The organism is Aurantiacibacter aquimixticola, assembly GCF_003605475.1.
Taxonomy (GTDB): Bacteria; Pseudomonadota; Alphaproteobacteria; order Sphingomonadales; family Sphingomonadaceae; genus Alteraurantiacibacter; species Alteraurantiacibacter aquimixticola_B.
This window is the reverse complement of the sequence record NZ_RAHX01000001.1, coordinates 881,018-906,010: the sequence shown is the minus strand read 5'-3', so window position 1 is coordinate 906,010 and position 24,993 is coordinate 881,018. Positions and strand designations below refer to the sequence as shown.

General features: G+C 60.2%; 22 protein-coding genes and 2 tRNA genes. 11 read left to right on the top strand and 13 right to left on the bottom strand.

From position 1 onward, the window contains the following. Positions 1-16 precede the first annotated feature (16 nt). Positions 17-1,411, bottom strand: coding sequence for an O-antigen ligase family protein (locus tag D6201_RS04565; protein ID WP_165853493.1), 1,395 nt, complete (start codon positions 1,409-1,411; stop codon positions 17-19). Positions 1,412-1,590: 179 nt separating this feature from the next. Between D6201_RS04565 and D6201_RS04560 the strand changes: the two genes are divergently transcribed. Both D6201_RS04560 and D6201_RS04555 read left to right on the top strand, forming a co-directional pair. Continuing rightward, positions 1,591-2,514: an NAD-dependent epimerase/dehydratase family protein gene (locus D6201_RS04560; RefSeq protein ID WP_165853492.1), complete on the top strand. Its 924-nt coding sequence runs from the start codon at positions 1,591-1,593 to the stop codon at positions 2,512-2,514. Between the two features lie 50 nt (positions 2,515-2,564). Then, on the top strand, positions 2,565-3,125 hold the full coding sequence (locus tag D6201_RS04555; protein WP_120047737.1) for a sugar transferase: 561 nt from the start codon (positions 2,565-2,567) through the stop codon (positions 3,123-3,125). On the opposite strand, the gene D6201_RS04550 is transcribed toward D6201_RS04555, so the two are convergent. Further along, complete coding sequence (locus D6201_RS04550) at positions 3,126-4,301, bottom strand: glycosyltransferase (RefSeq protein WP_120047736.1); 1,176 nt, start codon at positions 4,299-4,301, stop codon at positions 3,126-3,128. 180 nt (positions 4,302-4,481) lie between these two features. Here D6201_RS04550 and D6201_RS04545 point away from each other — a divergent pair, with 180 nt between their 5' ends. Next, the gene (locus D6201_RS04545) at positions 4,482-5,744 is read left to right on the top strand and encodes a nucleotide sugar dehydrogenase (RefSeq protein ID WP_120047735.1); all 1,263 of its coding nucleotides are present in this window, start codon (positions 4,482-4,484) and stop codon (positions 5,742-5,744) included. Between the two features lie 48 nt (positions 5,745-5,792). Here D6201_RS04545 and D6201_RS04540 read toward each other — a convergent pair whose 3' ends face one another. The 6 genes from D6201_RS04540 to D6201_RS04515 all read right to left on the bottom strand — a co-directional run bounded on the left by D6201_RS04540 (position 5,793) and on the right by D6201_RS04515 (position 13,280). Beyond that, positions 5,793-7,679, bottom strand: a complete 1,887-nt coding sequence (locus tag D6201_RS04540; RefSeq protein ID WP_165853491.1) for a polysaccharide biosynthesis protein — start codon at positions 7,677-7,679, stop codon at positions 5,793-5,795. A gap of 356 nt (positions 7,680-8,035) precedes the next feature. Then, positions 8,036-8,809, bottom strand: coding sequence for a Crp/Fnr family transcriptional regulator (locus D6201_RS04535; RefSeq protein ID WP_120047733.1), 774 nt, complete (start codon positions 8,807-8,809; stop codon positions 8,036-8,038). A gap of 146 nt (positions 8,810-8,955) precedes the next feature. Next, entirely contained in the window at positions 8,956-9,768 is an 813-nt protein-coding gene (locus D6201_RS04530; protein WP_242447423.1) for a Crp/Fnr family transcriptional regulator, read from the bottom strand. Between the two features lie 35 nt (positions 9,769-9,803). Then, positions 9,804-12,308 carry a DNA ligase D gene (gene ligD / locus D6201_RS04525; RefSeq protein ID WP_120047732.1) on the bottom strand — a complete coding sequence of 835 codons (2,505 nt, stop codon included), beginning with the start codon at positions 12,306-12,308 and terminating at the stop codon, positions 9,804-9,806. Between the two features lies 1 nt (position 12,309). Continuing rightward, positions 12,310-13,140 carry a non-homologous end joining protein Ku gene (gene ku, locus D6201_RS04520; RefSeq protein WP_120047731.1) on the bottom strand — a complete coding sequence of 277 codons (831 nt, stop codon included), beginning with the start codon at positions 13,138-13,140 and terminating at the stop codon, positions 12,310-12,312. A gap of 63 nt (positions 13,141-13,203) precedes the next feature. Continuing rightward, positions 13,204-13,280 (bottom strand) — tRNA-Pro (locus tag D6201_RS04515). A 158-nt stretch (positions 13,281-13,438) separates the two neighbouring features. Here D6201_RS04515 and D6201_RS04510 point away from each other — a divergent pair. The 6 genes from D6201_RS04510 to D6201_RS04485 all read left to right on the top strand — a co-directional run bounded on the left by D6201_RS04510 (position 13,439) and on the right by D6201_RS04485 (position 19,424). Next, positions 13,439-14,434, top strand: a complete 996-nt coding sequence (locus D6201_RS04510; RefSeq protein WP_120047730.1) for an SDR family NAD(P)-dependent oxidoreductase — start codon at positions 13,439-13,441, stop codon at positions 14,432-14,434. Between the two features lie 39 nt (positions 14,435-14,473). Then, positions 14,474-15,418: a thymidylate synthase gene (thyA, locus tag D6201_RS04505; protein ID WP_120047729.1), complete on the top strand. Its 945-nt coding sequence runs from the start codon at positions 14,474-14,476 to the stop codon at positions 15,416-15,418. A gap of 73 nt (positions 15,419-15,491) precedes the next feature. Continuing rightward, positions 15,492-16,784 (top strand): thiamine pyrophosphate-dependent enzyme, encoded by a 1,293-nt coding sequence (locus D6201_RS04500; protein WP_120047728.1) that lies wholly within the window; start codon positions 15,492-15,494, stop codon positions 16,782-16,784. An 8-nt stretch (positions 16,785-16,792) separates the two neighbouring features. Then, positions 16,793-17,842 (top strand): alpha-ketoacid dehydrogenase subunit beta, encoded by a 1,050-nt coding sequence (locus D6201_RS04495; protein WP_120049199.1) that lies wholly within the window; start codon positions 16,793-16,795, stop codon positions 17,840-17,842. A 112-nt stretch (positions 17,843-17,954) separates the two neighbouring features. After that, positions 17,955-19,250 carry a dihydrolipoamide acetyltransferase family protein gene (locus D6201_RS04490; protein WP_120047727.1) on the top strand — a complete coding sequence of 432 codons (1,296 nt, stop codon included), beginning with the start codon at positions 17,955-17,957 and terminating at the stop codon, positions 19,248-19,250. 97 nt (positions 19,251-19,347) lie between these two features. Continuing rightward, positions 19,348-19,424: transfer RNA gene (locus D6201_RS04485), tRNA-Asp, on the top strand. A gap of 14 nt (positions 19,425-19,438) precedes the next feature. On the opposite strand, the gene D6201_RS04480 is transcribed toward D6201_RS04485, so the two are convergent. The 5 genes from D6201_RS04480 to D6201_RS04460 form a co-directional block, all read right to left on the bottom strand. After that, positions 19,439-20,230, bottom strand: coding sequence for a DNA-formamidopyrimidine glycosylase family protein (locus D6201_RS04480; protein ID WP_120047726.1), 792 nt, complete (start codon positions 20,228-20,230; stop codon positions 19,439-19,441). Between the two features lie 13 nt (positions 20,231-20,243). After that, positions 20,244-20,459 carry a DUF2842 domain-containing protein gene (locus D6201_RS04475; RefSeq protein WP_120047725.1) on the bottom strand — a complete coding sequence of 72 codons (216 nt, stop codon included), beginning with the start codon at positions 20,457-20,459 and terminating at the stop codon, positions 20,244-20,246. Beyond that, positions 20,456-21,040 carry a 5-formyltetrahydrofolate cyclo-ligase gene (locus D6201_RS04470; protein ID WP_242447422.1) on the bottom strand — a complete coding sequence of 195 codons (585 nt, stop codon included), beginning with the start codon at positions 21,038-21,040 and terminating at the stop codon, positions 20,456-20,458. Before D6201_RS04470 ends, D6201_RS04475 begins: the two co-directional genes overlap by 4 nt. Before the next feature lie 214 nt (positions 21,041-21,254). Further along, positions 21,255-21,584, bottom strand: a complete 330-nt coding sequence (locus tag D6201_RS04465; RefSeq protein ID WP_120047723.1) for a cell division protein ZapA — start codon at positions 21,582-21,584, stop codon at positions 21,255-21,257. Continuing rightward, a complete protein-coding gene (locus tag D6201_RS04460) occupies positions 21,581-21,781 on the bottom strand; it encodes a hypothetical protein (RefSeq protein WP_120047722.1) in 201 nt (66 codons plus the stop codon). The genes D6201_RS04465 and D6201_RS04460 overlap by 4 nt, the downstream gene beginning before the upstream one ends. A gap of 192 nt (positions 21,782-21,973) precedes the next feature. On the opposite strand from D6201_RS04460, the gene tkt reads away from it, so the two are divergent. Both tkt and gap read left to right on the top strand, forming a co-directional pair. Continuing rightward, positions 21,974-23,968, top strand: a complete 1,995-nt coding sequence (gene tkt, locus D6201_RS04455) for a transketolase (protein WP_120047721.1) — start codon at positions 21,974-21,976, stop codon at positions 23,966-23,968. 15 nt (positions 23,969-23,983) lie between these two features. Next, entirely contained in the window at positions 23,984-24,991 is a 1,008-nt protein-coding gene (gene gap, locus D6201_RS04450) for a type I glyceraldehyde-3-phosphate dehydrogenase (RefSeq protein ID WP_120047720.1), read from the top strand. The last annotated feature ends 2 nt before the right edge of the window (positions 24,992-24,993 follow it).

Below are 24,993 nucleotides of genomic sequence, written 5' to 3'. Positions count from 1 at the left end.
TCGGTGCCACTGCTCATTATATGGCGCCTTTATGCTGTTTCCCGTTCACAGCATTAAGCCACACAATAAGCAACGCCCCCGTCACATATGCAAAAAGCGGAACGCGAAGCACATAATCGACCGTAGAACCAAGGGCGACAATCACCAGCAAGCCGATCAGGATAATCCCGCAGTTGCCATAACCAGCTCGGAAAAGACCAAACACGCGCCACGCTAACCACGCCAAGCCTGCAAGCGCGATGAATGCAGACAGAATCCCGCCTTCGATGAAGAACTGCGCCAGATCGTTATGTGCCTGATTCACATATTGAGGTCCGACGAATTCAGTCGGCTCGATTATAGCGTAATAATCGGCAAAACTGCCGAATCCGATGCCTGCCAGCCATTGATCGGCAGCCATCGTCAACAATATTGGCGCTAGCCGGACGCGCAGGCTTTCTGTCAATTCAACTTCCTCAAAATTACCCAGGCTAGCTTCGCGCTGAATGAATGCCACATAAATGAATAGCGCTATCGTCAATACGGCAGCGATCACGATCGAACCGCCTATAATCCATTGCTGTTTTTTCGTTTTCAAAACTCTCGACCCTCGTTCAGAAGCGCTCGCGAAAACGACGTGACGCAGAAAAACCAGTGAACTGCAAGCCACCGCGATTCCTGCGGTGGCGAATGCCAATCGCGAAGTCGAAAGCACCGCTCCGACGAGCATGAGTACGGCAAGACCAGAAAATGCGATCCATTGCGTCGCTTGACCGCCCACAAGCCGATCGATCGACACGAGTCGTAATGCGACGAGCATCCCGACCGAACAAAACACCCCAAAATGGTTGGCGTTGCTAAACAGACCACTTGGACCGACCGACATGATGTCATAGGGGCGATAAAGCCTCATGCCAATTTGCGCTGAGATCAACGCAATCACGACGCTTATGGTCGCAATGGCGAGAATGGCTCGAAGAATCGTAGCCTCGCGATCTTTGGCGGCCGCGCTAAAAACGAGGAATGCGCCAACCATCGTCAGGCTATAAAACAGTGCATTGTATGTTGCCGACGGCGACATGGTGATCGGTCGCCAAGGCAGATTGTCGAACAGCAATTGATCGATGCCAACAATCGCCTCTCGCCCAGGCAAATCAGCCCAGATCGATGGCGGCAGGGGGACCAATTGCAGGATGCACAAAAAGGCGATCGCGACTATTGGAGAAATAATGGGCCAACCGACCTTGAAGCGGTCGATCTCCCAGGTCCAAAGTGCGACGGCAGCCATGACAAGAATCACGGGCCGTAGCAGGACCAAAACGAACTCATCGCCGCGTGAAGCACCACCGAACAATGCGAATAGGACGAAAAGCGCAAACATCAGACGGGGGGCGAGCAGGTCAGTGCCCAATTTCTGAGATTGAGCGCTCATGCTTCTCCCGGTACGCGGCATGCGGCCCCTATAGGCAGAGCCTTCTGTTTATGACAGATCAAAAATCGAAATTAGATGGGTGCTCGAGATATGGCGGTGATATTGCGCGTTAAACCGCTCGCAGCTCTCTGCGCGCGGGCAAAAATCGTTCACAATCAAGTGAGAGACTGGGCCATTTTGTGAAGACTCTCACCATCTTGGGCGCAAATGGATTTGTGGGGCGCAGGCTATGTGATGCCGCGATTTCTGCCGGGCACCGCGTTCGCGCCGTTGCCAGGCGAGACTGGGAAACATCGCCCGGTGTCCGGAAATTTATTCACGCTGACCTCGGCGATACAGAGGATCTTTTCGGCGACAGTGACTGGGCGGTCAATTGCGTCGGACGCGCGCATGTGCTGGCGAAGGAGGATCCTCAGGCGTCGATGAAGGCGTTTCGCTCGATCAATCACGATCTCGCGATTGAACTCGCCGCACAGGCTCGAATGGCAGGCGTTTCGCGCTACGTGCATATCAGTTCCGTCGCAGCGGTCCGATCGACTACCGGTCCGGGCGAAGTGATTGACGATGAGACAGATCCCGAGCCCGATCGCACATATGGCGTATCCAAGCTGGAAGCCGATGAGGCACTGATAGCCGAGGACCAGGAAGAGATGACGATCGCCTGCTTGCGTCCGCCCGCGCTGCTTGGACCGAAGCCGATTGGTTTCATCCGCAAGTTCGCGCGCGCAGCCGCTCATGGTGTGCCTCTGCCAATTGGTGGCGTTCAAAACGCACGCAGCTTTATGGCAGTGCACAATTTAGCCGATGCGACCCTAATCGCTTTATCCCACGGTGTGCGCGGTGCTTACATTGTGACCGACAGTTCGCCTATGAGCATAGGCACACTTTACCGCGATATGCTGCGTGGCGCCGGCTACGGGGATCGGGCCTTGCGCGTGCCTCAGAAGTTCTTAGAGATCGCTGCTGCTGCGGCGCTCGGCGCGCGAAAGGACAGTCTTCTAGGCAATGCAGCTTATGACGGCTCTCGCTTCGCAGCGGAAACCGGCTGGCGTCCGCCGATGTCGATAAATCGCGCTGTAGACGAAATGATGGCGACGATTTAAAACCCCGCGGCCACTTTCCATCGCGATGAAACCTTTTCAACTAGCCTCTCATGAAACGTCTTATCGATATTACCGGTAGTCTCGCCGGTCTGATCGCCCTGCTACCTTTGATGTTAGTTGCGGGTCTGTTGGTCCGCCTCGACAGCGAGGGTCCCGCACTGCATTTTTCCAAACGCTTCAGTCGGGATCAATCATTATTCGCGATGCCGAAGTTTCGCTCGATGCGGACAGATACGCCTGAGTTGCCGACGCATCTTCTGACTGACGCTAAGGCTTACATCACCAGGGTGGGCCGGATTTTGCGCAGCACTTCGCTTGACGAGCTGCCGCAACTCTGGAGCGTTCTAAAAGGCGACATGAGTTTGGTGGGCCCTCGTCCCGCGCTCTTCAATCAACATGATCTCATGGCGATGCGTGTGGAGGCGGGCGTTGCTGGTCTTCGACCGGGAATTACAGGTTGGGCACAAATCAATGGCCGAGACGAACTATCGCTTGAACGCAAGGTTGCGCTGGAGCGTGAATATCTCGAACGGCAATCAGTCTTCTTCGATTTCAAAATCCTCTTTCTGACAGTTTATCGGGCAGTGCGGAACGACGGTATCGCTCATTAATCATGCTATATCGACGCCAAGAAATGCGTTGGCGTAACGTCTCCATACCGTTTCCTTCTCAAATCGCTCCGCAACCCATTCGCGGGTTGCCGGATATCGAGACGCGAAATCGGCTCGATCGGCGGCGGCGGCGCGGATGAAAGCTTCGCAGGCTTCGAGGTCTCCAAATTCAACGAGCGTGCCGGTTTGTCCTTCCGCGACACTGTCGCGTAGCCCGACAACGTCGAAAGCGAGCGTTGGTATACCGCACGCGGCGGCCTCGATGCCGACATTACCGAATCCTTCGCGATGGCTAGGCAAGAAAGACAAGTCGGCCATGCCCAGCCAATTCTGCAGATCCGTCGAGTGGTCGAGGTGGGATACACGGTAATGGGCCAGCGCCTTTATCGCCGCTGTCAGTTCGTCCGACTCGGGCCATCCGATGAAAAACCAATGTAGGTCCGAGCGATCCTTCAGCCGCTCGATCAGTGCAAGCGCTTCATGTACGCCCTTGTCGGGCACGATGCGGCCGGCGATCACGATAACGAAGTCTGTTTCTGACACACCTTCTGTCTTGCGCAAAGCCGCCCGCTGCCCTTCATCAAGAACGCGAAACCGATCGAGATCAACGCCATTCGAAGACCCGTGGCCGAGTACCCGGAATCTTTCTCCGAGATCGACGCCGTCTTCGCGGTAGGCCTGGGCCAACGATCGGCTGAGAAAGATGACTTCATGAGAAAGCCGGAAGCTGACGCGGTCCATCAGCAGAAATATGCGGCGCATACGTCCCTTCATCGTTTCGTAAGCGCGACCTCGCACAAAGCAAATCCTTCGAGCCTGGAAAGACATGAATGCCGCAATCGAGCCGATCAGCATGGCTTTCGGTGTTGAATAAACCACCGATGTGTAACGGCGCTGCAGAAGGTGCCAAAGCACGACGATCAGCGCCACCAAATCCATCGCTGGGTGCGGTTGTCGGCGGAAGGGGACAGGGATCACCCGCCCGACATTCCGGCTTCGTAGCAAGTCAAGCTGCTTGCGAGTTCCATAGCAGAACAGATCGAGATCAATTCCGATATCGCGGAAATATTCGAGTTGTCCGCGGCTTAGCGTGTTAAACGCATAGGCGTCCGTCACAATCAGCGCGATCCGCGACTTGCGGCGCAGACCGACGGCAATGGCTTTGTTATTTGACATCAAATTGGCCGAGTTTCCCTCGAGAAATGCATTGTCGGTAGCGCAGGATCGGAATGAACGAAACAGAGGCGTGGCTTCAGAGCGGAAGGTCTGCTCGTCTAGCGAGCAGCGCTTGATTGATCCTACATCACCATATATCCGCCGCCAGCAGCCTTCTCCAACTTATCGGAAATATGAGTGATGTCACAAACGATTTGTGTGATCGGCTTAGGGTATGTTGGTCTGCCGCTGGCCGTAGCTTTGTCGAAGAACTTTGAAACCTATGGTTTCGACGTTGATCAGTCACGTGTCGAGGAACTGCGTGGAGGCTATGATCGGACAAATGAAATCGAGGATGAACGGATGCGCGATACGTCGCTCGTCTGCACCAGTTCGATTGCTGAGATTCCGCCCGCGGATTTCTATATCGTTACTGTTCCGACACCGATCGACGACGCGAAAAATCCTGATCTCTCGCTGGTTCGCAAAGCGAGCGAGACTGTCGGTGATCTGCTTAAGGATGCTGCGCAAGCGGGCAAAAAGCCGATAATTGTGTTTGAAAGCACAGTATATCCGAGCGTAACCGAACGGATCTGCGCACCCATTTTGAGCGAACGGTCAGGCTTGGCATGGAAAAAGGATTTCTTTGTAGGCTACAGCCCGGAGCGAATTAATCCGGGTGATCGCGAACACACTATCGACAAAATTACCAAAGTCGTTTCGGGCGATACCGAAGAGACTCTGGACGCCGTCGCGAGGCTTTATGATTGCGTGACTAGTGGCGGCACTTTCAGAGCTGCTTCCATCCGCGCAGCCGAAGCGGCCAAAGTTATCGAGAACGCACAACGCGACATCAATATTGCCTTCATTAACGAAGTGACACGCATTTTCGGGATGATGGGCCTATCGGTGTGGGATGTACTCGATGCCGCAAAAACCAAATGGAATTTTCTTGAATTTACGCCTGGTCTAGTCGGCGGGCACTGCATTGGTGTCGATCCTTATTACCTTGCCCATCGCGCGCGCGAGGTCGGTCATGATCCGGCAGTGATACTCGCAGGACGAACGATGAACGACACGATGCCGGGCTATATTGCTTCGCAATTGTCAAAGGCGGCAGGGCAGGACGCGCGCAACGCCCTGGTTCTCGGAATGACTTTCAAGGAAAACGTACCCGATCTCAGAAACAGCAAGGTGGTGGATCTGATTTCTGAATTGAAATCCTATCGCCTAGACGTAACGGTGCATGATCCACTCGCCGATCCAGCCGAAGCGATGCGCGAGTACGGCGTGGAGCTTGATGACCATGCGCTGGATCGCACCTACGACCTGGTTTTGCTCGCCGTTCCGCATGGCGAATATCTCGAAATGGGTGCCGATCGGCTTCTTGACTTAATTAACGAGCACGGTGTCGCTGCCGACCTCAAGAATGCGCTGCGTCATCCCGCTTTCTGGAGGCTATGACCGTCATAGCGCCTATAAGAGGTAGGCCGCGCGTGACGATGCGCCGCATTAGCCTTCATTGTCTCGACAATGCTCAAATTCGGGTACCAGTGTCTGCAGCATGACAAAGGCTTCTGCCGGGTCCCGGCAGATCTTTAAATCTTCTAGCAACGGCCGCATTTCATCCCACGCCAGAAAGTGCTCACTGGCCATCATGATCCGCGAGTGACGCGTTTTCGATGGCGCGTTCCCGATCAAAAGCTCTTCGTAAAGCTTCTCGCCCGGACGCAATCCTACCTCCCGAATTTCGATATCGCCATCGGGGTTTTTCTCACTGCGAACTGTCAGACCAGACAATTGGATCATAGTGCGCGCAAGGTCAGCAATGCGCACCGGCTTCCCCATGTCTAGTACGAACACTTCGCCTCCCTTCGCCATGCCACCCGCTTGAATGACAAGATTTGCCGCTTCGGGAATGGTCATGAAATAGCGAGTAACATCTTGGTGCGTCACCGTTATGGGCCCCCCGGCACGAATCTGCTTGTCAAATAAGGGAACCACGGAACCACTCGAACCAAGCACGTTTCCAAAGCGGACCATCGAGAAGCGCGTCCCGCGACTGCGATGAGCGGCCGCCTGGACCACTTGCTCGGCCACGCGTTTGCTCGCTCCCATCACATTCGTGGGCCGCACTGCCTTATCGGTGGAGATTAAGATAAAGTCGGAGACGCCGGCTTCCTCCGCGACGGTCGCTATATGATGAGTTCCGACTATATTGTTTCTGAGCCCTTCCAGGGGGTTGGCTTCGACGAGTGGAACATGCTTGTAGGCGGCAGCGTGAAAAACTGTGTCGACGCGGTGGTCTCGGAAGGTATCAGCCAATTTCTCTGTATCGCGCACCGATCCCAGCAATGGTACGATCTCGCATGTTTTGGCTGCGGAAGAAAGTTTGAGTTCTCTCTCGATTGCGTACAGCGAAAATTCCGACATTTCGAAGAGAAGAAGCTTGGTGGCGCCGATTTGGCAGATTTGGCGGCACAATTCGCTGCCGATAGAGCCGCCGGCGCCCGTGACCATGACAGTCTTTTCCAGCACAGTACGCGTCAGCAACTTTTGATCGGGCGCGACCGGATCACGACCGAGCAGATCACCGATTTGCAGGGGCCGAATGTCGTCGACAGACACTTGGCCATCAATGATGTGCCGTGCTGGCGGCAGCGTCTTAACCTTTACGCCGAGTCCGGCAAGCTCCCTTACGACCTGGCGTCGACGGCTTCGGCCGACGGAAGGAATCGCCAGCAAAATGTCCTCAATTTCAAGTCGCGCGACTGTCTCGGCGAGGTTTCCTTTGCTATACACAGTAAGGCCGTCGAGCCGTTGGCCTGCGAGGCGTGGGTCATCGTCGGTGAAGCCGACTAGCTTCGTGTTGGGTTCAATCTTCAGGGCATTCGCCAGCTGCTGTCCGGCTATTCCCGCCCCGTAGATCATAGTGCGTCGCGATGCGCCGTCGAAGCGTCCACGGCGAAGCACGTCAATTATGATGAAGCGGATGCTAATCCGAACGCCGCCGACGAGGATGAAAAAAGTGATTGGTTGAAGCACGCCCAGTGTGCGTGGCACACCCTTTACACCAATGAGCGTGAAGACAATGAAAGTGAGTGCGCCATAGACGATGAATGCTCTGGCCAGCGTCGCCAGCATGCCTACTCCGGCGAACCGGAAGATGGTGCGATAAACGCCGGCGGCGTAAAAGGTAGGCGGTGCTAGGATAATCGAGGCCAGCAGCATTATTTGGATCGCCGGCGACGTCAGCGACCACTCGTCCATCCGGAGAGAATATGCCGTCCATGTCGCCACGACCAACATGACCACATCGATGCTAGCGACGATTGCCTGCTTGGCGCGGCGCGGCAGCTCACTGAGACGTTGGGCGAAATTGAGAAAAGCGTCCATCATGACGCTTTCCCAATATCGGGCTGCAAAGCGGACCGAATTCTTAATCATTGCTTTTGTTATTGCGGTCCCATTCCGAGCCAAGGATCGCCGTGGCCCGCTGTCGTGAATGGGATTAGCGATACTGTGACAGGATTTCAACGTGGCGAAAGCTGTCACCCTCACACGTACGGTCGAAAAAATGACTTCTCATAAAATGTTTAGAAAGGCCGCAATCGCGCAGGGAACGTTTCTAGAAGCGATCATCGCGGCTTCCACATCGAGCAAGTCCAATCATACACGGTCGGGAACACCCCGATGTGGATCTCCACGATATCGCCCGGCGTGTGTTGAAGGAGGCTGAACGACAAAAAGGTTTCTTATTCCAGTTCCTCGCGCAGGAATAAGGGGCCTTGGCCGTACAGATATGCCGGCTCGAAATGCGCGTAGGCTTTCAGCGCGTCCCAATCGCGGGTGAAGAGATCGCCCCGGCGAATTTCGCCCACACCTGCGTCGCGCAGCTTGGCGACCGCGCGGTTGGCATGGATGGCGCTAACCCCGCACATATCGGCCAGATCCGCTTGGGTGAAAGGCGTGCGCAGCACCCGCATTTCGGGATAACCGATCAGGCCGAGCCGGGTGTGCAATTCCGCATAGACATGCGCGATCTGGCGCGGGGCCTCCAGATTGCCGAGCATCTGAATCCACCGGCGGTGGATGGCGGCATCGAGCAGTGTGGCAAACCATAAGGCGTGGGTCAGGGCGGGCCGCTCCTGTATCACCGCTCGCAGCTTGGAATGTTCGACATAGCCGATCTTCACCGGCCCCGCGGCATCGATATTGTGATCGAGCCGCTTCATCGCGAAACCGTGCAAGTCCACGAAATCGCCCGGCACGTGCACACCGACGATAGAGCGCTTGTTGCCCTTTTCGATCGTGCGGAAAACAAAACCTTCGATCAGCATCATGGAGCGATCGGTCGTCTGTCCGCGCGCTATTAGCCGCGTGCCGTGATCATGTTGCTCGATTCCGTGGACCAGGCTTTCCAGGTGATCGAGATCGGATGCAGACAGGCGCTCCCGCAAGCGACCGGCCAGGAAGTGGCCGGTGTGCGGATAGCTGGCAAAATCGTTCTGTCCACGAAACGCGTCCATGCGACGAGAATTAGTAAACGGCCACGTGCCAAAAAATTGACGGATGTTAGCTGAAAAGCCGTTTTCAACGAGGAAATTTGAGCGATCCGCAAAAAGCTAGGACGAAGGTCTAGCTTGCGAAAAAGGTTCGTTTTCGTGCCGACCGATCACGCGGCTTTGATGCCGTCGCCTGCCAGCGAGAGGTCGCCATCTCCGTAGAGATAATCCTGGCTGAATTCAGCGAAGGCTTCCAGTCGCTCGCGGCTCTTGATGCGAACCTCGCCGCGCTGGAAGTTCGCGATTCCCTCTTCCCGCAGGAATGACAGGGCGCGATTTGTGTGGATCGCGGTCGCGCCGCACATATCGGCGATGTCGGATTGGCGCAGTGGCGTCTCGAACCCGTCGTCGAAGCCCATGCCGACCATCTGCAGCCGCCGCCAGATCTCGGCGAAGATGTGCGCGATGCGCTTGGGCGTCGTCAATCGTTCGAGCTTGAAAATCCATTCGCGGTGCATTGCGGCATCCAGCAGGGTGGAGAACCACAGCAACCGCGCCAGATGCGGCTTGTCCTTCATCACGTCGGCGATGGCCTCATGCGGGACGAGGCCGACCTTCACCGGACCCACGCAATCGATATTGTGATCGAGTTTCTTCAGGGTGAAGCAATGCAGGTCGATGAAGTCGCCCGGCACATGGAAGCTCACGCCGTGGCGGCGATCGTCGGCTTCCAGCGTGCGCAGAGTGAACCCTTCGATCAGCATTGTGGAATGATTGCACGTATCGCCCCGAGCGATCAGTCGGTCGCCATTCTTGTGATCTTTCACCTCGGAGACGAGGGTTTCAAGTCCGGCGCGTTCGTCTTCGGACATTTCATGCCGCAGCCTGCCCGCCAGAAACCGTCCGGTGTTGGGATAATTGGCGTGATCTGGCGAAAACATAGTGCCGAGCCCTCCACCGCTCTTGCGGGCACCATCCAACATTTCTTGATCTTTGTCAGGTGCTTTCCCGAACTGCCTTACAAATCCGGGAGTCGCTGCTCTGCCATGCCCCATCCGGCCAGGGACTTGGAGCCTGCTCGGCGGATCAATTTCGTTGCGTCGTCGATCGAGAAAAGCTTCGCATCCTCAAGCTTCCTGAGTTCGTTCCACGCCACCGGCACCGCCACCGGCGCGCCGCTTCGAGCTCTCGCTGAATAAGGTAGGACGGCGGTGCTACCGCGCTGGTTCCGCAGCCAGTCGATAAAGATTTTGCCCTTGCGCTTGGCCTTGCTCATCGTCGCGGTGAAACGCTCCGGTTCGGCGAGCGACAGCGCTTCGGCGAAGCGTTTGGCGAAATCCTTGTGCGCGTCCCAGGAATGGCCAGGGGAGAGCGGGACGACGACATGCACGCCCTTGCCGCCGGAGAGCATGGCAAAGCTCACAATGCCAAGATCGGCAAGGCGATCGCGAATGTCGCGCGCTGCCGTCTTGACGTCATCGAAGCCGAGCCCCTCGTCGGGATCGAGATCGAAGACCATCCGGTCCGGTGCTTCGACATCGCCGCTGCGGCTCGCCCAACCGTGAAATTCGATCGTTCCCATCTGCACGCATTGCAACAGGCCGCGGGCATCGTCGATAAAGATATAGTCCTCGCGCCCGCCATCCTTCTCTCGGATCGGCACCGAGCGTACCGCATCGCCCAGGCCGCCATTGTCGTGTTTCTGGAAGAAGCATTTGCGCGCGCGGCCTTGCGGACAGCGCACCAGGCTGATCGGTCGACTGGCGGCAAATGGCAGCATGATCGGCGCGACCGCCTCGTAATAATCGGCAAGCTCGCCCTTGGTCTGGCCGCTATCGGGGAAGATGACCCGCTCGCGGCTGCTGATATTGACCGCGTCATCCCGCGACGTGGGCGAGGGCTGTTCCGGTTTCACCTTCGCGGCAGGCTTGTCATCCCGCAGGCCAAGATAGCTGCCGTGCCGAATGTTTCCGCCCGCGGTGAATTCGGCAAAAGCGATTTCGGCGACAAGTTTCGGCGTAACCCAGGTCACGCCGCGCGCGCTGGCCTTGTCGATCTCGACCGGAGGGGTCTTTCGCTCCAGCCGTTTCAGCTTGCCCGCAAGCTCGTCCAGATCGTCCGCCGTGAAACCGGTGCCGACATTGCCCTTGTAAACAAGCTCGCCCCCTTCATGCTGCGCCATCAGAAGCGAGGCGAAGGGGCGATTTTTCGCCGTCGACGCCTTCCAGCCGACGATGACGAATTCCTGCCGCCGGATGCATTTGACCTTCACCCAGCTTTTCGATCGCCGCGATCGGTAGGGTGTATCGACCTTCTTCGCGATGATGCCCTCCTGACCGGCATCGCACATCGCCTTGTAAAGCGCCTCGCCGCTGCCGATCACATGGTCGGCGACGAATACGGGATCGGCGGCGTTTTTGAAAAGCGCCTCGAGCCGCTCCTTGCGTTCGATGTTTGGAAGGTCGGTCAAGTCCTGCCCCCCAAGCTCCAGCAGATCGAAGGCATGCAATTGCAGCGCGTCGGTTGCGCCCTGCGCGCCCTTGCCGCGCTTCAGCACTTTCTGCAGCGTCGAGAAGTCGGGATTGCCGTCACTGTCCAGCGCGACGATCTCACCGTCGATCAGGCAGGATGGCAGATGGAGCGCGGCCACGGCCTGTGCCAATGGCGCGAACTTGTCGGTCCAGTCCTTGCCATTGCGCGTGTAGACGCGGACCTCGCCGCCCCTGGCCGCCACCAAGGCGCGATATCCGTCGAACTTGATCTCGTGCATCCAGCCATTGCCGGTGGGCACCTCGTCCACCAGCGTGGCCAGCTGCGGCTTGCGGAATTTCGGAAGCGGCGCAGAGGCCTTCGATTTACGCTTGCGAGAATTGTGCGCGGAGGCCTTTTCCATCTGCGCGAGAAAGGCGTCGTCCTTTTTGCCTGCCAGCGCATATTCGCCCTGCTTGTCCGATGCGATTTCCGCCATGGAGCGACCCGTCAGCACGCTGGTCAGCTCTCGCTCGACCAGTCCGTCACCCGGCTCGGCATATTCGTCCTGCAATTTGCGCAGCAGCCAGTTTTCGCGCTTCTCGCCGGGCTTTTTCTTCAGGCGGATAAGCAGCCATTCGCCCTTCATCCGCTCACCCGACAGGCAGAAATGCAGATGACCATTCTCCAGGTCCTTCGCGCTCTTGCCCGCGATCGGCTCCCATGTGCCGCAATCCCACAGCATCACGGTGCCACCGCCATATTCGCCTTTCGGGATCGTGCCCTCGAAATCGGCATAGGACATCGGGTGATCCTCTGTCCGCACGGCGAGCCGCTTTATGTCTGGATCGGGGGAGGGGCCCTTGGTCACGGCCCAGCTTTTCAGCACGCCATCTATTTCGAGCCGCAAGTCCCAGTGCAGCCGCGTGGCATCGTGCTTCTGGACGATGAAGCGATTGCCGTTTGCGCTCGGCGCGCGCTTGCCGGAGGGCTCCGGCGTTTTCTCGAAATCGCGTTTGGAGTTGTACTCGGCAAGCGGATCGGAACGTGCCATGTCAGGCCGATTTCTTGCGGCGGCCCGTCGATTTTGCAGGCTTCTGGTCGACCGACTTTTTCAGCGCCGCCATCAGGTCGATGACGTTGGAGCCGCCGCCGGTGCCAGGCTCGTCCACATCTTCGATCACCGCCTTGCCGCTCTTCGATTTGGCCTTCTTGTCGATAAGCTTGCGCAGCGCATCGGAATAACGGTCTTCGAATTCATTCGCATCGAAGGGCGCGCTTTTCTGGTCGATCAGCGTAGTGGCGAGATCGAGCAATTCCTTCTTCGGCTTGCCATCGTCGATCTCGTCGAAGAAAGTCTGCCCCTTGCGGACTTCATCGGCATAACGCAGCGTTTCGAGCAGCAGGCCCTTGCCGCAGGGCTTGATCGCCACCAGCTTCTCGCTCCCGCGCACGGAAAGCTGGCCAAGCGCGACCTTCTTCGCCTTTCGCAGCGCCTCGCGCAGAACGATGAAGGCTTCTTCCGCCAGCTCGTCCTGCGGCGCGACATAATAGGGCTTTTCAAAATAGAGCGGATCGATCTCGCAGGCATCGACGAACTGGACCAGTTCTAGCGTCCGCTTGCTCTCGATCTTGACCGCCTCGATCTCCTCGTCTTCCAGCAGGACGTAATTGCCCTTGGAAACTTCGTATCCGCGGATGATCTCGTCGCGATCTACGGGGCCGATGCCCGGCACGACTTTTTCGTAGGATACGCGCTTGCCGCTGGGTTCGTGAATCTGGTTGAACCGGATCTTCGCCCCGGACTTCGTGGCGGAGAATATCTCCACCGGGATCGAGACCAGCGCCAGCCTGATCTGTCCGGTCCAATATGCGCGTGCGGCCATGCCAAAAACTCCCTGTACCAGGGAGTCAGCGCGCCGCGCGGGTAACGGTTCCGGATGCGATAATGGTCGGGGAGAGAGGATTCGAACCTCCGGCCCCTGCCTCCCGAAGACAGTGCTCTACCAGGCTGAGCTACTCCCCGACCGGATGCTTGCGAGGGCGAACCCCCGCGAGGCAGAGGCGGCCCTATAGGGGCACGGCCGGGGGCTGGCAACCGGCTTTTGCCTTCCTTCGCGCCATTGCTTCACGCCGCGTGCGCTGTAAGAGCGACAGGGAGCGGGAAGGGGCGAAAGCGACGTCATGAACGTATTGGTTACAGGGGCTGCAGGCTTCATCGGAGCGGCGCTCTCTCAGGCGCTGTTGGCGCGCGGCGATGCGGTGATCGGCATCGACAATTGCAACGACTATTACGATCCTTCGCTCAAGCGCGCACGGCTGGCCGAGATCGAAAAGGCGGGCGATAAGTTTGCCTTCCACGAGCTGGACTTTGCCGACATGGGCGCGCTGACTGCGGCGCTGGAAGGCCAGAGGTTCGACGCTATCGTCCATCTCGGCGCGCAGGCAGGCGTGCGGTACTCTCTGGAAAATCCGGCGGCCTATATCCACTCCAACATCGTCGGCCATGCCAACATGCTTGAGATCGCGCGCCACCGCGAAATCGGCCATATGGTCTATGCCAGTTCCAGCAGCGTCTATGGCGGAAACGACACGCTGCCCTTCAGCGTGGACGACCGCGCCGATCACCCCGTAAGCCTATACGCGGCGACCAAGCGCGCGGACGAAATGCTGAGCGAAAGCTACGCCCATCTTTACCGCATCCCGCTTACCGGATTGCGCTTTTTCACAGTCTATGGACCTTGGGGGCGGCCGGACATGGCGATGTGGATTTTCACCCAGCGCATCCTTGCCGGAGAGCCCATCCCGGTCTTCAACAAGGGTGAAATGTGGCGCGATTTCACTTACATCGACGATATCGTCAGCGGCGTCGTCGCCGCGCTCGATGCGCCGCCGAAGGATGACGGGCTGGTGAAGGCCGGCGGTTCGGCCAAGCCGCACGCGCTCTACAATATCGGCAATCACCGGTCGGAAAAGCTGATGCGGGTGATCGGCCTTCTGGAGGATGCGTGCGGTCGGAAGGCGCAGATCGATTGGCAGCCGATGCAGAAAGGCGACGTGACCCGCACTTATGCCGATATCGAGGCGATCCAGCGCGATCTCGGCTACGCACCGACCACCAGCATCGATGATGGCGTGCCGCGCTTCGTCGACTGGTATCGAAGCTATCACGGGCTGTGACGCTGGCGACTCGCAGGCCCCTTTGCTAGCGCCATTGGCATGAGCACGCCCGGCCGCCATCCCGAATGGCAATATCTTGATCTGATGCGCCATATCTGGGAGCACGGCGACGAGCGCGTGGACCGCACCGGCGTCGGCACGCGATCGATCTTCGGCACGATGCTTCGTTTCGACCTTTCGGACGATCGCATACCGTTGCTGACGACGAAGCGCGTCTTCTGGAAGGCTGCGGTGAAGGAGATGCTGTGGTTCCTCACCGGCAGCACCAATATCCGCCCGCTGCTGCAGCAGGGCGTGCGGATCTGGAGCGATTGGCCGTTGAAAAAGTATCGTCAGGCGACGGGCGAGGATATCGCGCAGGAGGAGTTCGAGGCGCGGATTGTCGAGGATTCCGCCTTTGCGCGAAACTGGGGCGATCTCGGCCCGGTCTATGGCAAGCAATGGGTCGACTGGCCGACCTATGAATACGGGCCGGATGGCAAATATCAGAAGGGGCCGGGAATCAATCAGGTCGCGCAGGTGGTCGAAAGCCTGAAGACCGATCCCGGCAGCCGCCGTCATATCATCGAAGGCTGGAACGTCGCCGAGCTCGACCGGATGGCATTGCCGCCGTGCCACAAGACCTATCAGTTCCACGTCGTGGGGCAGGGCACGGACGCGCGGCTCAACTGCTTGCTCTACCAGCGCAGCTGCGACGTTGCGCTCGGCCTGCCGTTCAACCTCGTCGGCGCGGCGGTGCTCACGCGCATGATGGCGGCGCAGGCCGGTTTGCAAGCGGGTGAGCTGGTGTGGAGCGGGGGCGACACGCATCTCTATCTCAACCACACGCAGCTGGTGGAGGAGCAGCTGAGGCGGGAACCGGTGGGCGAGCCGCGGCTTGCCATTACGAGGGTGCCGGACACCATCTTCGACTACGCGATCGAGGATTTCGCGGTGCGCGATTACGAGCCACAGGGCGTGTTGCGCGCGCCGGTGGCGGTCTGACGCTGCACAGAGATTGACGGTTTCAGACGAAACCAATATCGGTCCGCGCCGCTAGAGCATTAGGGAGAGAGGCATGGCAGACGCGACGGACGAGCAGGGACGCAATCGCCCGAAGCTCGCTCTGCATGTACCTGAACCGCGCTATCGCCCCGGCGATGCGGTCGATTTCAGCGATCTCGGCATTACGCAGCCTGGAGACCAGCCGCGCCCCGACGAAGCGTGCGAAGCGAAGGAGACCTATCCGCTTTGCGACGACCTCATCCGCGTGCTCGGCGATGACGGCAAGGCGCACGGGCCGTGGGATCCGCGCCTGGATGCCGATACGCTGCGGCGCATGCTGCGCGAAATGGCGCTGGTGCGCGCATTCGACGGCCGGATGTATCGCGCCCAGCGGCAGGGCAAGACCAGCTTTTACATGAAGTGCACCGGCGAGGAGGCGACGAGCGTCTGCGCCACCCATGCGCTGGCCGGCGACGACATGATCTTCCCCTCCTATCGCCAGCAGGGCTGCCTGATCGCGCGCGGTTACGCGCTGGAAGAGATGATCAACCAGATCTATTCCAACAAGGGCGACAAGCTGAAGGGCCGCCAGCTGCCCATCATGTATTGCTCGAAGCGTCTGAGCTTCTTCACCATCAGCGGCAATCTGGCGACCCAGTTGCCACAGGCGACAGGCTTCGCCATGGCGAGCGCGAGCAAGGGCGACAGCCGCATTGCGGCCACCTGGGTGGGCGAAGGCAGCACGGCGGAAGGTGACTTCCACTCCGCCATGACTTTCGCCACGGTCTATAATGCGCCTGTCATCTTTAACGTCATCAACAATCAGTGGGCGATTTCCTCCTTCTCGGGCTTTGCCGGAGCGGAGCGGGCGACCTTCGCCGCGCGGGCGATCGGCTACGGCATGGCGGGGCTGCGGGTGGACGGCAACGACCCGCTCGCCGTCTATGCTGCCGAGCGCTGGGCGGCGGACCGTGCGCGCAGCAATGGCGGGCCGACGCTGATCGAGCATTTCACCTATCGCGCCGAAGGGCATTCGACCTCCGACGATCCGAGCGCCTATCGCAGTGCGGAGGAGCGCGACGAGTGGCCGCTCGGCGATCCGGTCATGCGCCTGAAGAACCACCTGATCGCGCTGGGCGAATGGTCCGAAGAGCAGCAGGAAGCGCAGGATGCCGAGCTCGACCAGATGGTGAAGGACGCGCAGAAGGCCGCTGAAAAGAATGGTATTCTCGGCCACGGCCTGCACCATCCTTTCGCCACCATGTTCGAAGACGTGTTCGAGGAATTGCCCTGGCATCTGGAAGAGCAGAGCGAGCAGGCGATCCGCGAGCGCGAGATCAAGTTTCCGGAGGGCCTCAAGAAATGAGCGAGGCGATGACCGATACCGCACCCGCCATCGATGGCGGCGAGGCCAAGCACATGAACATGATCGAGGCGATCAATTCCGCGCTCGATGTGATGCTTGGCCGCGATGAAGACGTCATCCTGCTGGGCGAAGATATCGGCTATTTCGGCGGCGTCTTCCGCTGCACGGCCGGCCTGCAGGAGAAATACGGCAAGACCCGCGTGTTCGACACGCCGATTTCCGAATGCGGCATCATCGGCGTGGCCGTGGGCATGGGCGCTTATGGCCTGCGCCCGGTGCCCGAAATCCAGTTCGCCGATTACATCTATCCCGGGCTGGATCAGCTCATCAGCGAAGCGGCGCGGCTGCGTTACCGCTCGGCCGGTGAATTCATCGCGCCGATGACGGTACGCTCGCCCTTCGGCGGCGGCATTTTCGGCGGGCAGACCCATTCGCAAAGCCCGGAGGCGATCTTCACCCATGTCTCCGGCCTTAAGACGGTGATCCCGGCCACGCCCTACGACGCGAAAGGCCTGCTCATCAGCTGTATCGAGGACAACGATCCGACGATCTTCTTCGAGCCCAAGCGCATCTATAACGGCCCGTTCGACGGCTTTTACGACAAGCCCGCCAAGAGCTGGAAGGGCCGCGAGGACGCGCAGGTGCCGGAAGGCTACTACAAGATCCCGCTCGGCAAGGCGCGCACCGTGACGGAAGGCGAGGAGCTGACCGTGCTGACATACGGCACCATGGTCCACGTCGCTCAGGCCGTGTGCGAGCAGAAGGGCGTGGAGGCCGACATCATCGACCTGCGCACGCTCGTCCCGCTCGATATCGAGGCGATCGAGGCGTCGGTGAAGAAGACCGGCCGCTGCCTCATCGTGCATGAAGCGACGCGCACATCCGGTTTCGGTGCGGAGCTTTCGGCGCTGGTCACCGAACGCTGTTTCTACCATCTCGAAGCCCCGGTCGAGCGCGTGACCGGCTTCGACACACCCTATCCGCACAGCCTCGAATGGGCGTATTTTCCCGGTCCCGTCCGCATCGGCGAGGCCATCGACACAATTTTGAGCGAGTGATGCCGACCATTTGCGTCATTGTGAGCGGAGCGACGCAATCCAGTCCCGTTGTAACTGGATTGCCGCGTCGCCTGCGGCTCCTCGCAATGACGATGAAGAGAGGAAACGCCTGATGGCAAAGTTCACCTTCCCCATGCCGGATATCGGCGAAGGCATCACCGAGGCGGAGATCGTCGCCTGGCACAAGAAGGTCGGCGACCGCATCGAAGAGGACGAGGAATTCGTCGACATGATGACGGACAAGGCGACCGTGCCGCTGGAAAGCCCCGTTACCGGCAAGATCCTGGAAGTCGCCGGCGAAGCGGGCGACATGGTCGCGATCGGCAGTCCGCTGATCGTAGTCGAGGTTGAAGGCGAAGTGCCCGACGATGTCGAGCAGGTAGACCAGGACGAAGCGCCCGCGCCGAAGGATCCCGAGGTCGAGAAGCGCATCGAGGTGGAAACGCCCGATGCGAGCGATCAGGAAGATGCGGCGGAAAAGGCTCCCGAGCCGACCCCGCCGCCCGTTACCGAGCCGACACAGGCGCCCGCTCCGGCCAGCGCAAAGGTTCTCGCCAGTCCCGCCGTTCGCAAGCGCGCGCAGGATCTCGGCATCGACCTCGCGCAGGTGAAGCCGCATGAGGACGGCCGCGTTCGCCATGCCGATCTCGACAGCTTCATCGCCTATTCCGGCGGCTATTCCGGCTCCGCGCCCACCCGTTCGGACGAGCAGATCAAGGTCATCGGCCTCAGGAAGCGCATTGCCGAGAACATGGCTGCGGCCAAGCGCAACATTCCGCATTTCACCTATGTCGAGGAATGTGACGTCACCGCTCTCGAGGAAACCCGCGCGCAGCTGAATGCGAACAAGGGCGATAAGCCCAAGCTCACCATGCTGCCGCTGCTGATTACTGCGATCTGCAAGACGCTCCCCGATTTCCCGATGATAAACGCCCGTTACGATGACGAGGCGAAGGTCGTCACCCGCCACGGCTCGGTGCATCTCGGCATGGCGACCATGACCGATAACGGCCTTATGGTCCCCCTCATCCGCGACGCGCAGGCGAAGAACCTCTGGCAACTGGCGACCGAGATCGTCCGCCTGGCCGAGGCCGCGCGCGATGGCAGTGCGAAATCGGAAGAGCTTTCCGGCTCCACGCTTACCGTCACCTCGCTCGGCCCGCTCGGCGGCGTCGCCACCACGCCTGTCATCAACCGACCCGAAGTCGCCATTATCGGCCCGAATCGCATCGTCGAACGGCCGATGTTTGTGCCGGACGGCAAAGGCGGGGAGACGATCGCCAAACGCAAGCTGATGAACATCTCGATCAGCTGCGATCACCGCGTCGTCGACGGCTACGATGCCGCCGCTTTCGTGCAGGAAGTGAAGAAGCGGATAGAGGCTCCGGCCACGATTTTGGCAGGGTAGGAAAAAGGGTTCGAAAAGCGGCGCAAGGCGTGTTGACAGCGTATAGGTGCTCCACTAGATGCGCGGCTCCCAAGAGGCGCTAGAGCCGCTTAGATGCGCGGGTGTAGCTCAGTTGGTTAGAGTATCGGCCTGTCACGCCGAGGGTCGCGGGTTCGAGTCCCGTCACTCGCGCCACTTGGGACTTTCCTTCAATCCGAAGCCTGATGGCTGTCGCACCAATAGGCGCTTCGGCCACTGACTTTCGTTTTTTTGATCGTCCCGTCGCAGCGCGGGCAGTCCGCGCCGTCCTTGCGATCGGCTATCAACCATGTGCGCGGCAATTCGCTGTAATGCGCGTTCACGTCGCACACGCCCGTCAGCACCTTGCGCATCTTGTCGAACATGGTGGAGAGCGTGTCTTCGGATAGCTCGCTCGCCGTCGTTTCGGGATGCACGCCTGTCTGGAACAGGATTTCGTCCGACCAGAGATTGCCAATCCCCGCCAGCTTCTGCTGCGACATCAGGGCACCCTTGATCGATCCGTTGGTCCCGCCGATCACCTCGGCAAAATCGCCCTCCGAAATTTCGAGCGCGTCCGGCCCGAATCCAATGCGCTCGATTTCCTCGTCCGGGGAATTCACCACGCGCACCCAGCCGAGCTTGCGTGGGCAACGCCAGGCTAGCCGCCGCTCGCCTTCGAACCTGATGAGAAACTTCGTGTATTCGGGCGCGTCCCGCTCATCGGCATCGAAGGGCAGCAGCTTACCGGTCATGCCCAGATGCACGCAGATCCACGGTCCGGTCTGCGATCCTGCGAAGATCAGCTTGCCGTGGCGATGTGTCTCGGTGAATTGCCGCCCGACCAGTCGCTGGCGCTCATTGTCGCCGGGCAGTTCGACATGCTCGATATCGTCGCCCAGCTCGACTGCCTCTATCGTGCGGTTGAGGCATTGCTCGGCGATGCGGCGGCGATTGGCGTCGGCTTCGGGAAGTTCGGGCATGGTGCCCCAACGCTCAACCCCAGCGGCCCGTTTCCATCCAGATCAGGAAGTTGCGCAGCGGCAGCAGCCAGACGATGCCGAGGATGAGGTAGACCAGCATCTGCGCGATATTGTGCCACGCCTCGATGAGTGGCGGCACGAAGATGGCGATGAGGATCGAATACACCGTCAGCGCGGCGCACAGGCCGAGTATGCCGACGGGAATGCGCCAGGTAGGTTCCGTTCTCATGCGAATGGTCCGTAGATGCGGGTGGGGGTGATGATGGCCGACATCTTGCGATCATGCGCCTCCGTTGGCAGCGCGTCCACCTTTTGCACGTCCCACGCAAGGCCGATCGCCAGCGTTTCGGGGTGATCGGCGAGCCAGCGGTCGTAGAACCCGCCGCCCTGGCCGAGCCTTTCGCCGCGGTCGGTAAAGCCGATGAGTGGCACGATCAACACGTCGGGCGAGACGATCCTGGCATCGGCAAAGGGCTGCAAGACGCCGGGCGGTTTTTCCTCCAGGTCGCTTTCGCCGAATGGGTCGGTGTGGACGTGGAAGGCCATGGTCCGATCCTCCCCGACGCGGGGAAGGGCGATGGTGTGCCCCTGCTCCGCGAAAAAGCGTGCATAACCCGCTGCGGGCGCCTCGCTATGCAAATGGCGATAGAGGCCGATCACCGCATCGGACGGGATCATTTCCAGCACGGAGGCAGGCGGTCGCCGGAAAACGAGCGCGCTCACCTGAGGGGGAAGCGCGGCGACATTCTCGCGGCGAACGTCGCGCAGGCGCTTTCTGAGAGCCGCCTTTTCGGATGAAATGTCTGTCACGCGGGGGGCCTCGGCTCGGTAGCGCAGGGGAAAGTGGCGGGACCACCATGGGTCGTTTTCCGGGAAATCCGCCGACGCCAAAACGTCAGGTGGGCGCCATATGCACCGACGCCACAGCCGAACTGGTGCGCCGGGCAGGGACAGCTCCCTTGGATTGCTTATAGCCTCAGGGATATTCGAACGGCTCGTGCCGGGCAGTCCCGCCATGCACCACTTAGGAGGCCGCGCCGCCAGTCTCAAGCTGCATGGCAATATCTTCCATGCGGTCGGCCAGTTTTTCCAGCACCTCCGCCTGCCGGGCATCCACTGCCGGTTCGGAGGGGGGCGTCGGTGCGGCCATGCCGTTCGACGCCTCGTGCAACTCGTCCGCCAGCAGCAGGGAGGCGTAAAGCATCACCCGTTCGGGCGTCTGGCCATGGAGTCCTTCCAGCGCGGCAAGCTTGGTGTCGATGGAGCGGCCGAGCTTCTCGATGTGTTGCTCCTCACCCTCCGCGCAGGCGATGGTGTATTTGCGACCGGCGATTTCGAGAGTGACATTGCTCATGCCTCGATCGTCCCGATCAGTCGGTCGAGCTGTTGGAGTGCCTCGCCCGCTTCGCGCCGAAGTGCGGCGTGCTTTTTCGCCAGCTCACCATCGTCGCCCGGTTGCGGAGCCGCGGCCGCTTGCTCGATCCGCCGGGCAGCCGCGTCGATCCGCGCCAGCGCCGCGTCCACGCGTTTTGCAATTGCGTCCTCGCTCATGCAGCACAGGATTAGGCGTGTTTCGTGCTGCGGCAAAGCCTTGGCGGCGAAAGCTGTGAATAATCCTCACGGCCTGGCCGACCTTCGCCACCGCCCGTCCCGGTGCTCTGCTTGACCTTGCCCGCCGCCCCCATCACACACCGCTGCAACCGAATCGCTCGCCTGTCGCGGGCGCGCCTTACGGAGCATTCGATGAGCGACGAGCAGACCCGGTTTACCAATATGGCCAATGCCATCCGGGCCCTTTCGATGGACGCCGTGCAGGCGGCCAATTCCGGGCACCCCGGCATGCCTATGGGCATGGCCGACGTCGCCACCGTGCTGTGGTCCGATTATCTGAAATTCGACGCCGCCGACCCGCACTGGGCGGACCGCGATCGCTTCGTGCTGAGCGCGGGCCACGGCTCCATGCTGATCTACGCGCTGCTTCACCTCTCGGGCTACGACGCGCCGACGATGGACGACATCCGCAATTTCCGCCAGCTGGGCAGCCCGTGCGCGGGCCATCCCGAGAATTTCCTTTTGGATGGCGTCGAGGCGACTACGGGCCCGCTGGGGCAGGGCCTGGCGATGGGCGTGGGCATGGCTTTGGCGGAGCGGCATCTCAATTCCGTTTTCGGGGACGATCTGGTCGATCACCGCACCTGGGTCGTCGCGGGTGACGGCTGCCTGATGGAAGGCGTCAATCACGAGGCGATCGGCCTTGCGGGCCATCTCGGCCTCGGTCGCCTGATCGTGCTGTGGGACGACAACAATATCACAATCGATGGCGAGGTGTCGCTATCCTCTTCCGAAGACATTCCCGCTCGCTATCGCGCCACCGGCTGGCACGTGACGCAGTGCGACGGGCATGACGCTGCCGACATTCGCCGCGCCATCGACGAAGCCGTCGCCGAAACCGGCAAGCCCTCGCTCGTGGCGTGCAAGACGGTGATCGGCAAGGGCGCGCCGAACAAGGGTGGCACGAGCAAGGTCCACGGCGCACCGCTTGGCGAGGACGAGATCGCCGCCGCGCGCAAGGAGCTGGGCTGGGAACACGATCCGTTCGTGGTGCCCGACGACATTCTCGCCGACTGGCGCGCCACCGGGGAGCGCGGCGGAGACGCGCATGGCGAATGGCAGGGCCGCCTTGATGCCTCCGAGCACAAGGCCGAATTCGAGCGGCGCATGGCGGGCAAGCTGCCGGAGAAGTTCTCGCTCGGCAATTACACCCAGGGGTTGATGAAGAACCCGCAAAAGGTCGCGACCCGCAAGGCGAGCGAGATGGCGCTCGATCAGATCAACGGCAAGCTGCCCGAAACGATCGGCGGCAGCGCGGACCTGACAGGCTCGAACAACACCAAGGCGGGCGGCATCGGCGCGATGACGGCCGAGAACTACTCGGGGCGCTACGTCTATTACGGCATTCGCGAATTCGGCATGTCTGCGGCCATGAACGGCATGGCCCTGCATGGCGGCATCATCCCCTATGGCGGCACCTTCCTGATCTTCACCGACTATGCGCGCGGCGCGATCCGCCTTTCCGCGCTGCAGCAGGTGCCGGTCGTCTACGTGATGACGCATGACAGTATCGGGCTCGGCGAGGACGGGCCGACGCACCAGCCGATCGAGCATCTCCAATCGCTGCGCGCCATGCCGAACATCCTCGTCATGCGCCCTGCCGACGCGGTCGAGACGGCCGAATGCTGGGAAATTGCGCTCCGTCAGACGGATCGGCCCACGGTCCTGGCGCTGAGCCGACAGGGCCTGCCACAAGTCCGCAATGCGCCGGACGAAGTCGACTGCTGCGCGCGCGGTGCCTACCGCCTCAAGAAAGCGGGCCACAAGCGCCGCGTCATCCTCATTGCAACCGGCTCCGAAGTGCATCTCGCGCTCGAATGCGCGGACCGGCTGGAGCAGGACGGGATCGGCGCGGATGTCGTCTCGATGGTGTGCACCGAACTGTTCGATGAGCAGGACGCGGTTTATAAGGAAGACATTCTGCCCAATGTCGATCCATCGGAAATCCTGCGGGTCAGCATCGAGGCGGGGACGACCTTCGGCTGGGAACGCTACACCATGGCGAACGGCCTCAATATCGGTATCGACCGCTTCGGCGCATCTGCCCCGGCAAGCGACCTGTTCGACTATTTCGGCCTGACCGCGGACAAGATCGTTCCGCAAATCATGAACAAACTCAACGACTAATCAGGAGCATTTCCCATGGCGACGAAAGTTTCGATCAACGGTTTCGGGCGCATCGGGCGGCTCGTGGCGCGCGCCATTCTGGAGCGGGACGATCACGATCTCGATCTCGTCGCGATCAACGATCTCGCCGATACCGATGCGAATGCCCTGCTGTTCGGTTTCGACAGCACGCATGGCCGCTTCCCCGGCACGGTAGAGGTCGATGGCGATGCGCTGGTGGTGAACGGCAAGCGCATCGCGGTGACCAATGAGCGGGATCCGGCGAACCTGCCGCATGGGGAAATGGGCGTGGATATCGTGCTCGAATGCACCGGCTTCTTCCAGAGCCACGAGGCGGCCAAGCCGCATCTCGATGCGGGTGCCAAGCGCGTGCTGATCTCCGCCCCTGCAAAGAACGTCTCGGCCACCATCGTCTACGGCGTGAACCATGATGTGCTGACGGCGGAAGACGTCATCGTCTCCAACGCCAGCTGCACCACCAACTGCCTGTCGCCCGTGGCCAAGGTGCTGCATGACACGGTGGGGATCGAGCGCGGCTTCATGACCACGATCCACTCCTACACCAACGATCAGCGCATGCTGGACCAGATGCACAGCGACATGCGCCGTGCGCGTGGCGGGGCGCAGAACATGATCCCGACCACGACGGGCGCGGCCCGCGCGGTCGGTCTGGTGCTGCCCGAACTTGCGGGCAAGCTGGACGGCTCCTCCGTCCGCGTTCCCACGCCCAATGTCTCGCTGATCGACCTGGTGTTCACGCCCAAGCGCGACACCACCAAGGAAGAGATGAACGACGCGCTGAAAGCCGCCGCCGACGGCCCGATGAAGGGCGTGCTCGACTATACCGACAAGCCGCTTGTCAGCAGCGATTTCAATCACCACCCGGCCAGCTCCACCGTAGACTCGCTGGAGACCGCGGTGCTCGAAGGCAAGCTGGCGCGCGTTGTCAGCTGGTACGACAATGAATGGGGCTTCTCGAACCGCATGATCGACACCGCGGGCGTGATGGCGAAGTTTCTGTAACA

What these genes read in the sequence shown, in the direction of transcription:
- D6201_RS04565 (WP_165853493.1), bottom strand. Translation starts at nt 1,411, where the DNA reads ATGAGCGCTCAATCTCAGAAATTGGGCACTGACCTGCTCGCCCCCCGT.
- D6201_RS04555 (WP_120047737.1), top strand. Translation starts at nt 2,565, where the DNA reads ATGAAACGTCTTATCGATATTACCGGTAGTCTCGCCGGTCTGATCGCC.
- D6201_RS04550 (WP_120047736.1), bottom strand. Translation starts at nt 4,301, where the DNA reads ATGTCAAATAACAAAGCCATTGCCGTCGGTCTGCGCCGCAAGTCGCGG.
- D6201_RS04545 (WP_120047735.1), top strand. Translation starts at nt 4,482, where the DNA reads ATGTCACAAACGATTTGTGTGATCGGCTTAGGGTATGTTGGTCTGCCG.
- D6201_RS04540 (WP_165853491.1), bottom strand. Translation starts at nt 7,679, where the DNA reads ATGATGGACGCTTTTCTCAATTTCGCCCAACGTCTCAGTGAGCTGCCG.
- D6201_RS04535 (WP_120047733.1), bottom strand. Translation starts at nt 8,809, where the DNA reads ATGGACGCGTTTCGTGGACAGAACGATTTTGCCAGCTATCCGCACACC.
- D6201_RS04530 (WP_242447423.1), bottom strand. Translation starts at nt 9,768, where the DNA reads ATGTTGGATGGTGCCCGCAAGAGCGGTGGAGGGCTCGGCACTATGTTT.
- ligD (WP_120047732.1), bottom strand. Translation starts at nt 12,308, where the DNA reads ATGGCACGTTCCGATCCGCTTGCCGAGTACAACTCCAAACGCGATTTC.
- ku (WP_120047731.1), bottom strand. Translation starts at nt 13,140, where the DNA reads ATGGCCGCACGCGCATATTGGACCGGACAGATCAGGCTGGCGCTGGTC.
- D6201_RS04510 (WP_120047730.1), top strand. Translation starts at nt 13,439, where the DNA reads ATGAACGTATTGGTTACAGGGGCTGCAGGCTTCATCGGAGCGGCGCTC.
- thyA (WP_120047729.1), top strand. Translation starts at nt 14,474, where the DNA reads ATGAGCACGCCCGGCCGCCATCCCGAATGGCAATATCTTGATCTGATG.
- D6201_RS04500 (WP_120047728.1), top strand. Translation starts at nt 15,492, where the DNA reads ATGGCAGACGCGACGGACGAGCAGGGACGCAATCGCCCGAAGCTCGCT.
- D6201_RS04495 (WP_120049199.1), top strand. Translation starts at nt 16,793, where the DNA reads ATGACCGATACCGCACCCGCCATCGATGGCGGCGAGGCCAAGCACATG.
- D6201_RS04490 (WP_120047727.1), top strand. Translation starts at nt 17,955, where the DNA reads ATGGCAAAGTTCACCTTCCCCATGCCGGATATCGGCGAAGGCATCACC.
- D6201_RS04480 (WP_120047726.1), bottom strand. Translation starts at nt 20,230, where the DNA reads ATGCCCGAACTTCCCGAAGCCGACGCCAATCGCCGCCGCATCGCCGAG.
- D6201_RS04475 (WP_120047725.1), bottom strand. Translation starts at nt 20,459, where the DNA reads ATGAGAACGGAACCTACCTGGCGCATTCCCGTCGGCATACTCGGCCTG.
- D6201_RS04465 (WP_120047723.1), bottom strand. Translation starts at nt 21,584, where the DNA reads ATGAGCAATGTCACTCTCGAAATCGCCGGTCGCAAATACACCATCGCC.
- D6201_RS04460 (WP_120047722.1), bottom strand. Translation starts at nt 21,781, where the DNA reads ATGAGCGAGGACGCAATTGCAAAACGCGTGGACGCGGCGCTGGCGCGG.
- tkt (WP_120047721.1), top strand. Translation starts at nt 21,974, where the DNA reads ATGAGCGACGAGCAGACCCGGTTTACCAATATGGCCAATGCCATCCGG.
- gap (WP_120047720.1), top strand. Translation starts at nt 23,984, where the DNA reads ATGGCGACGAAAGTTTCGATCAACGGTTTCGGGCGCATCGGGCGGCTC.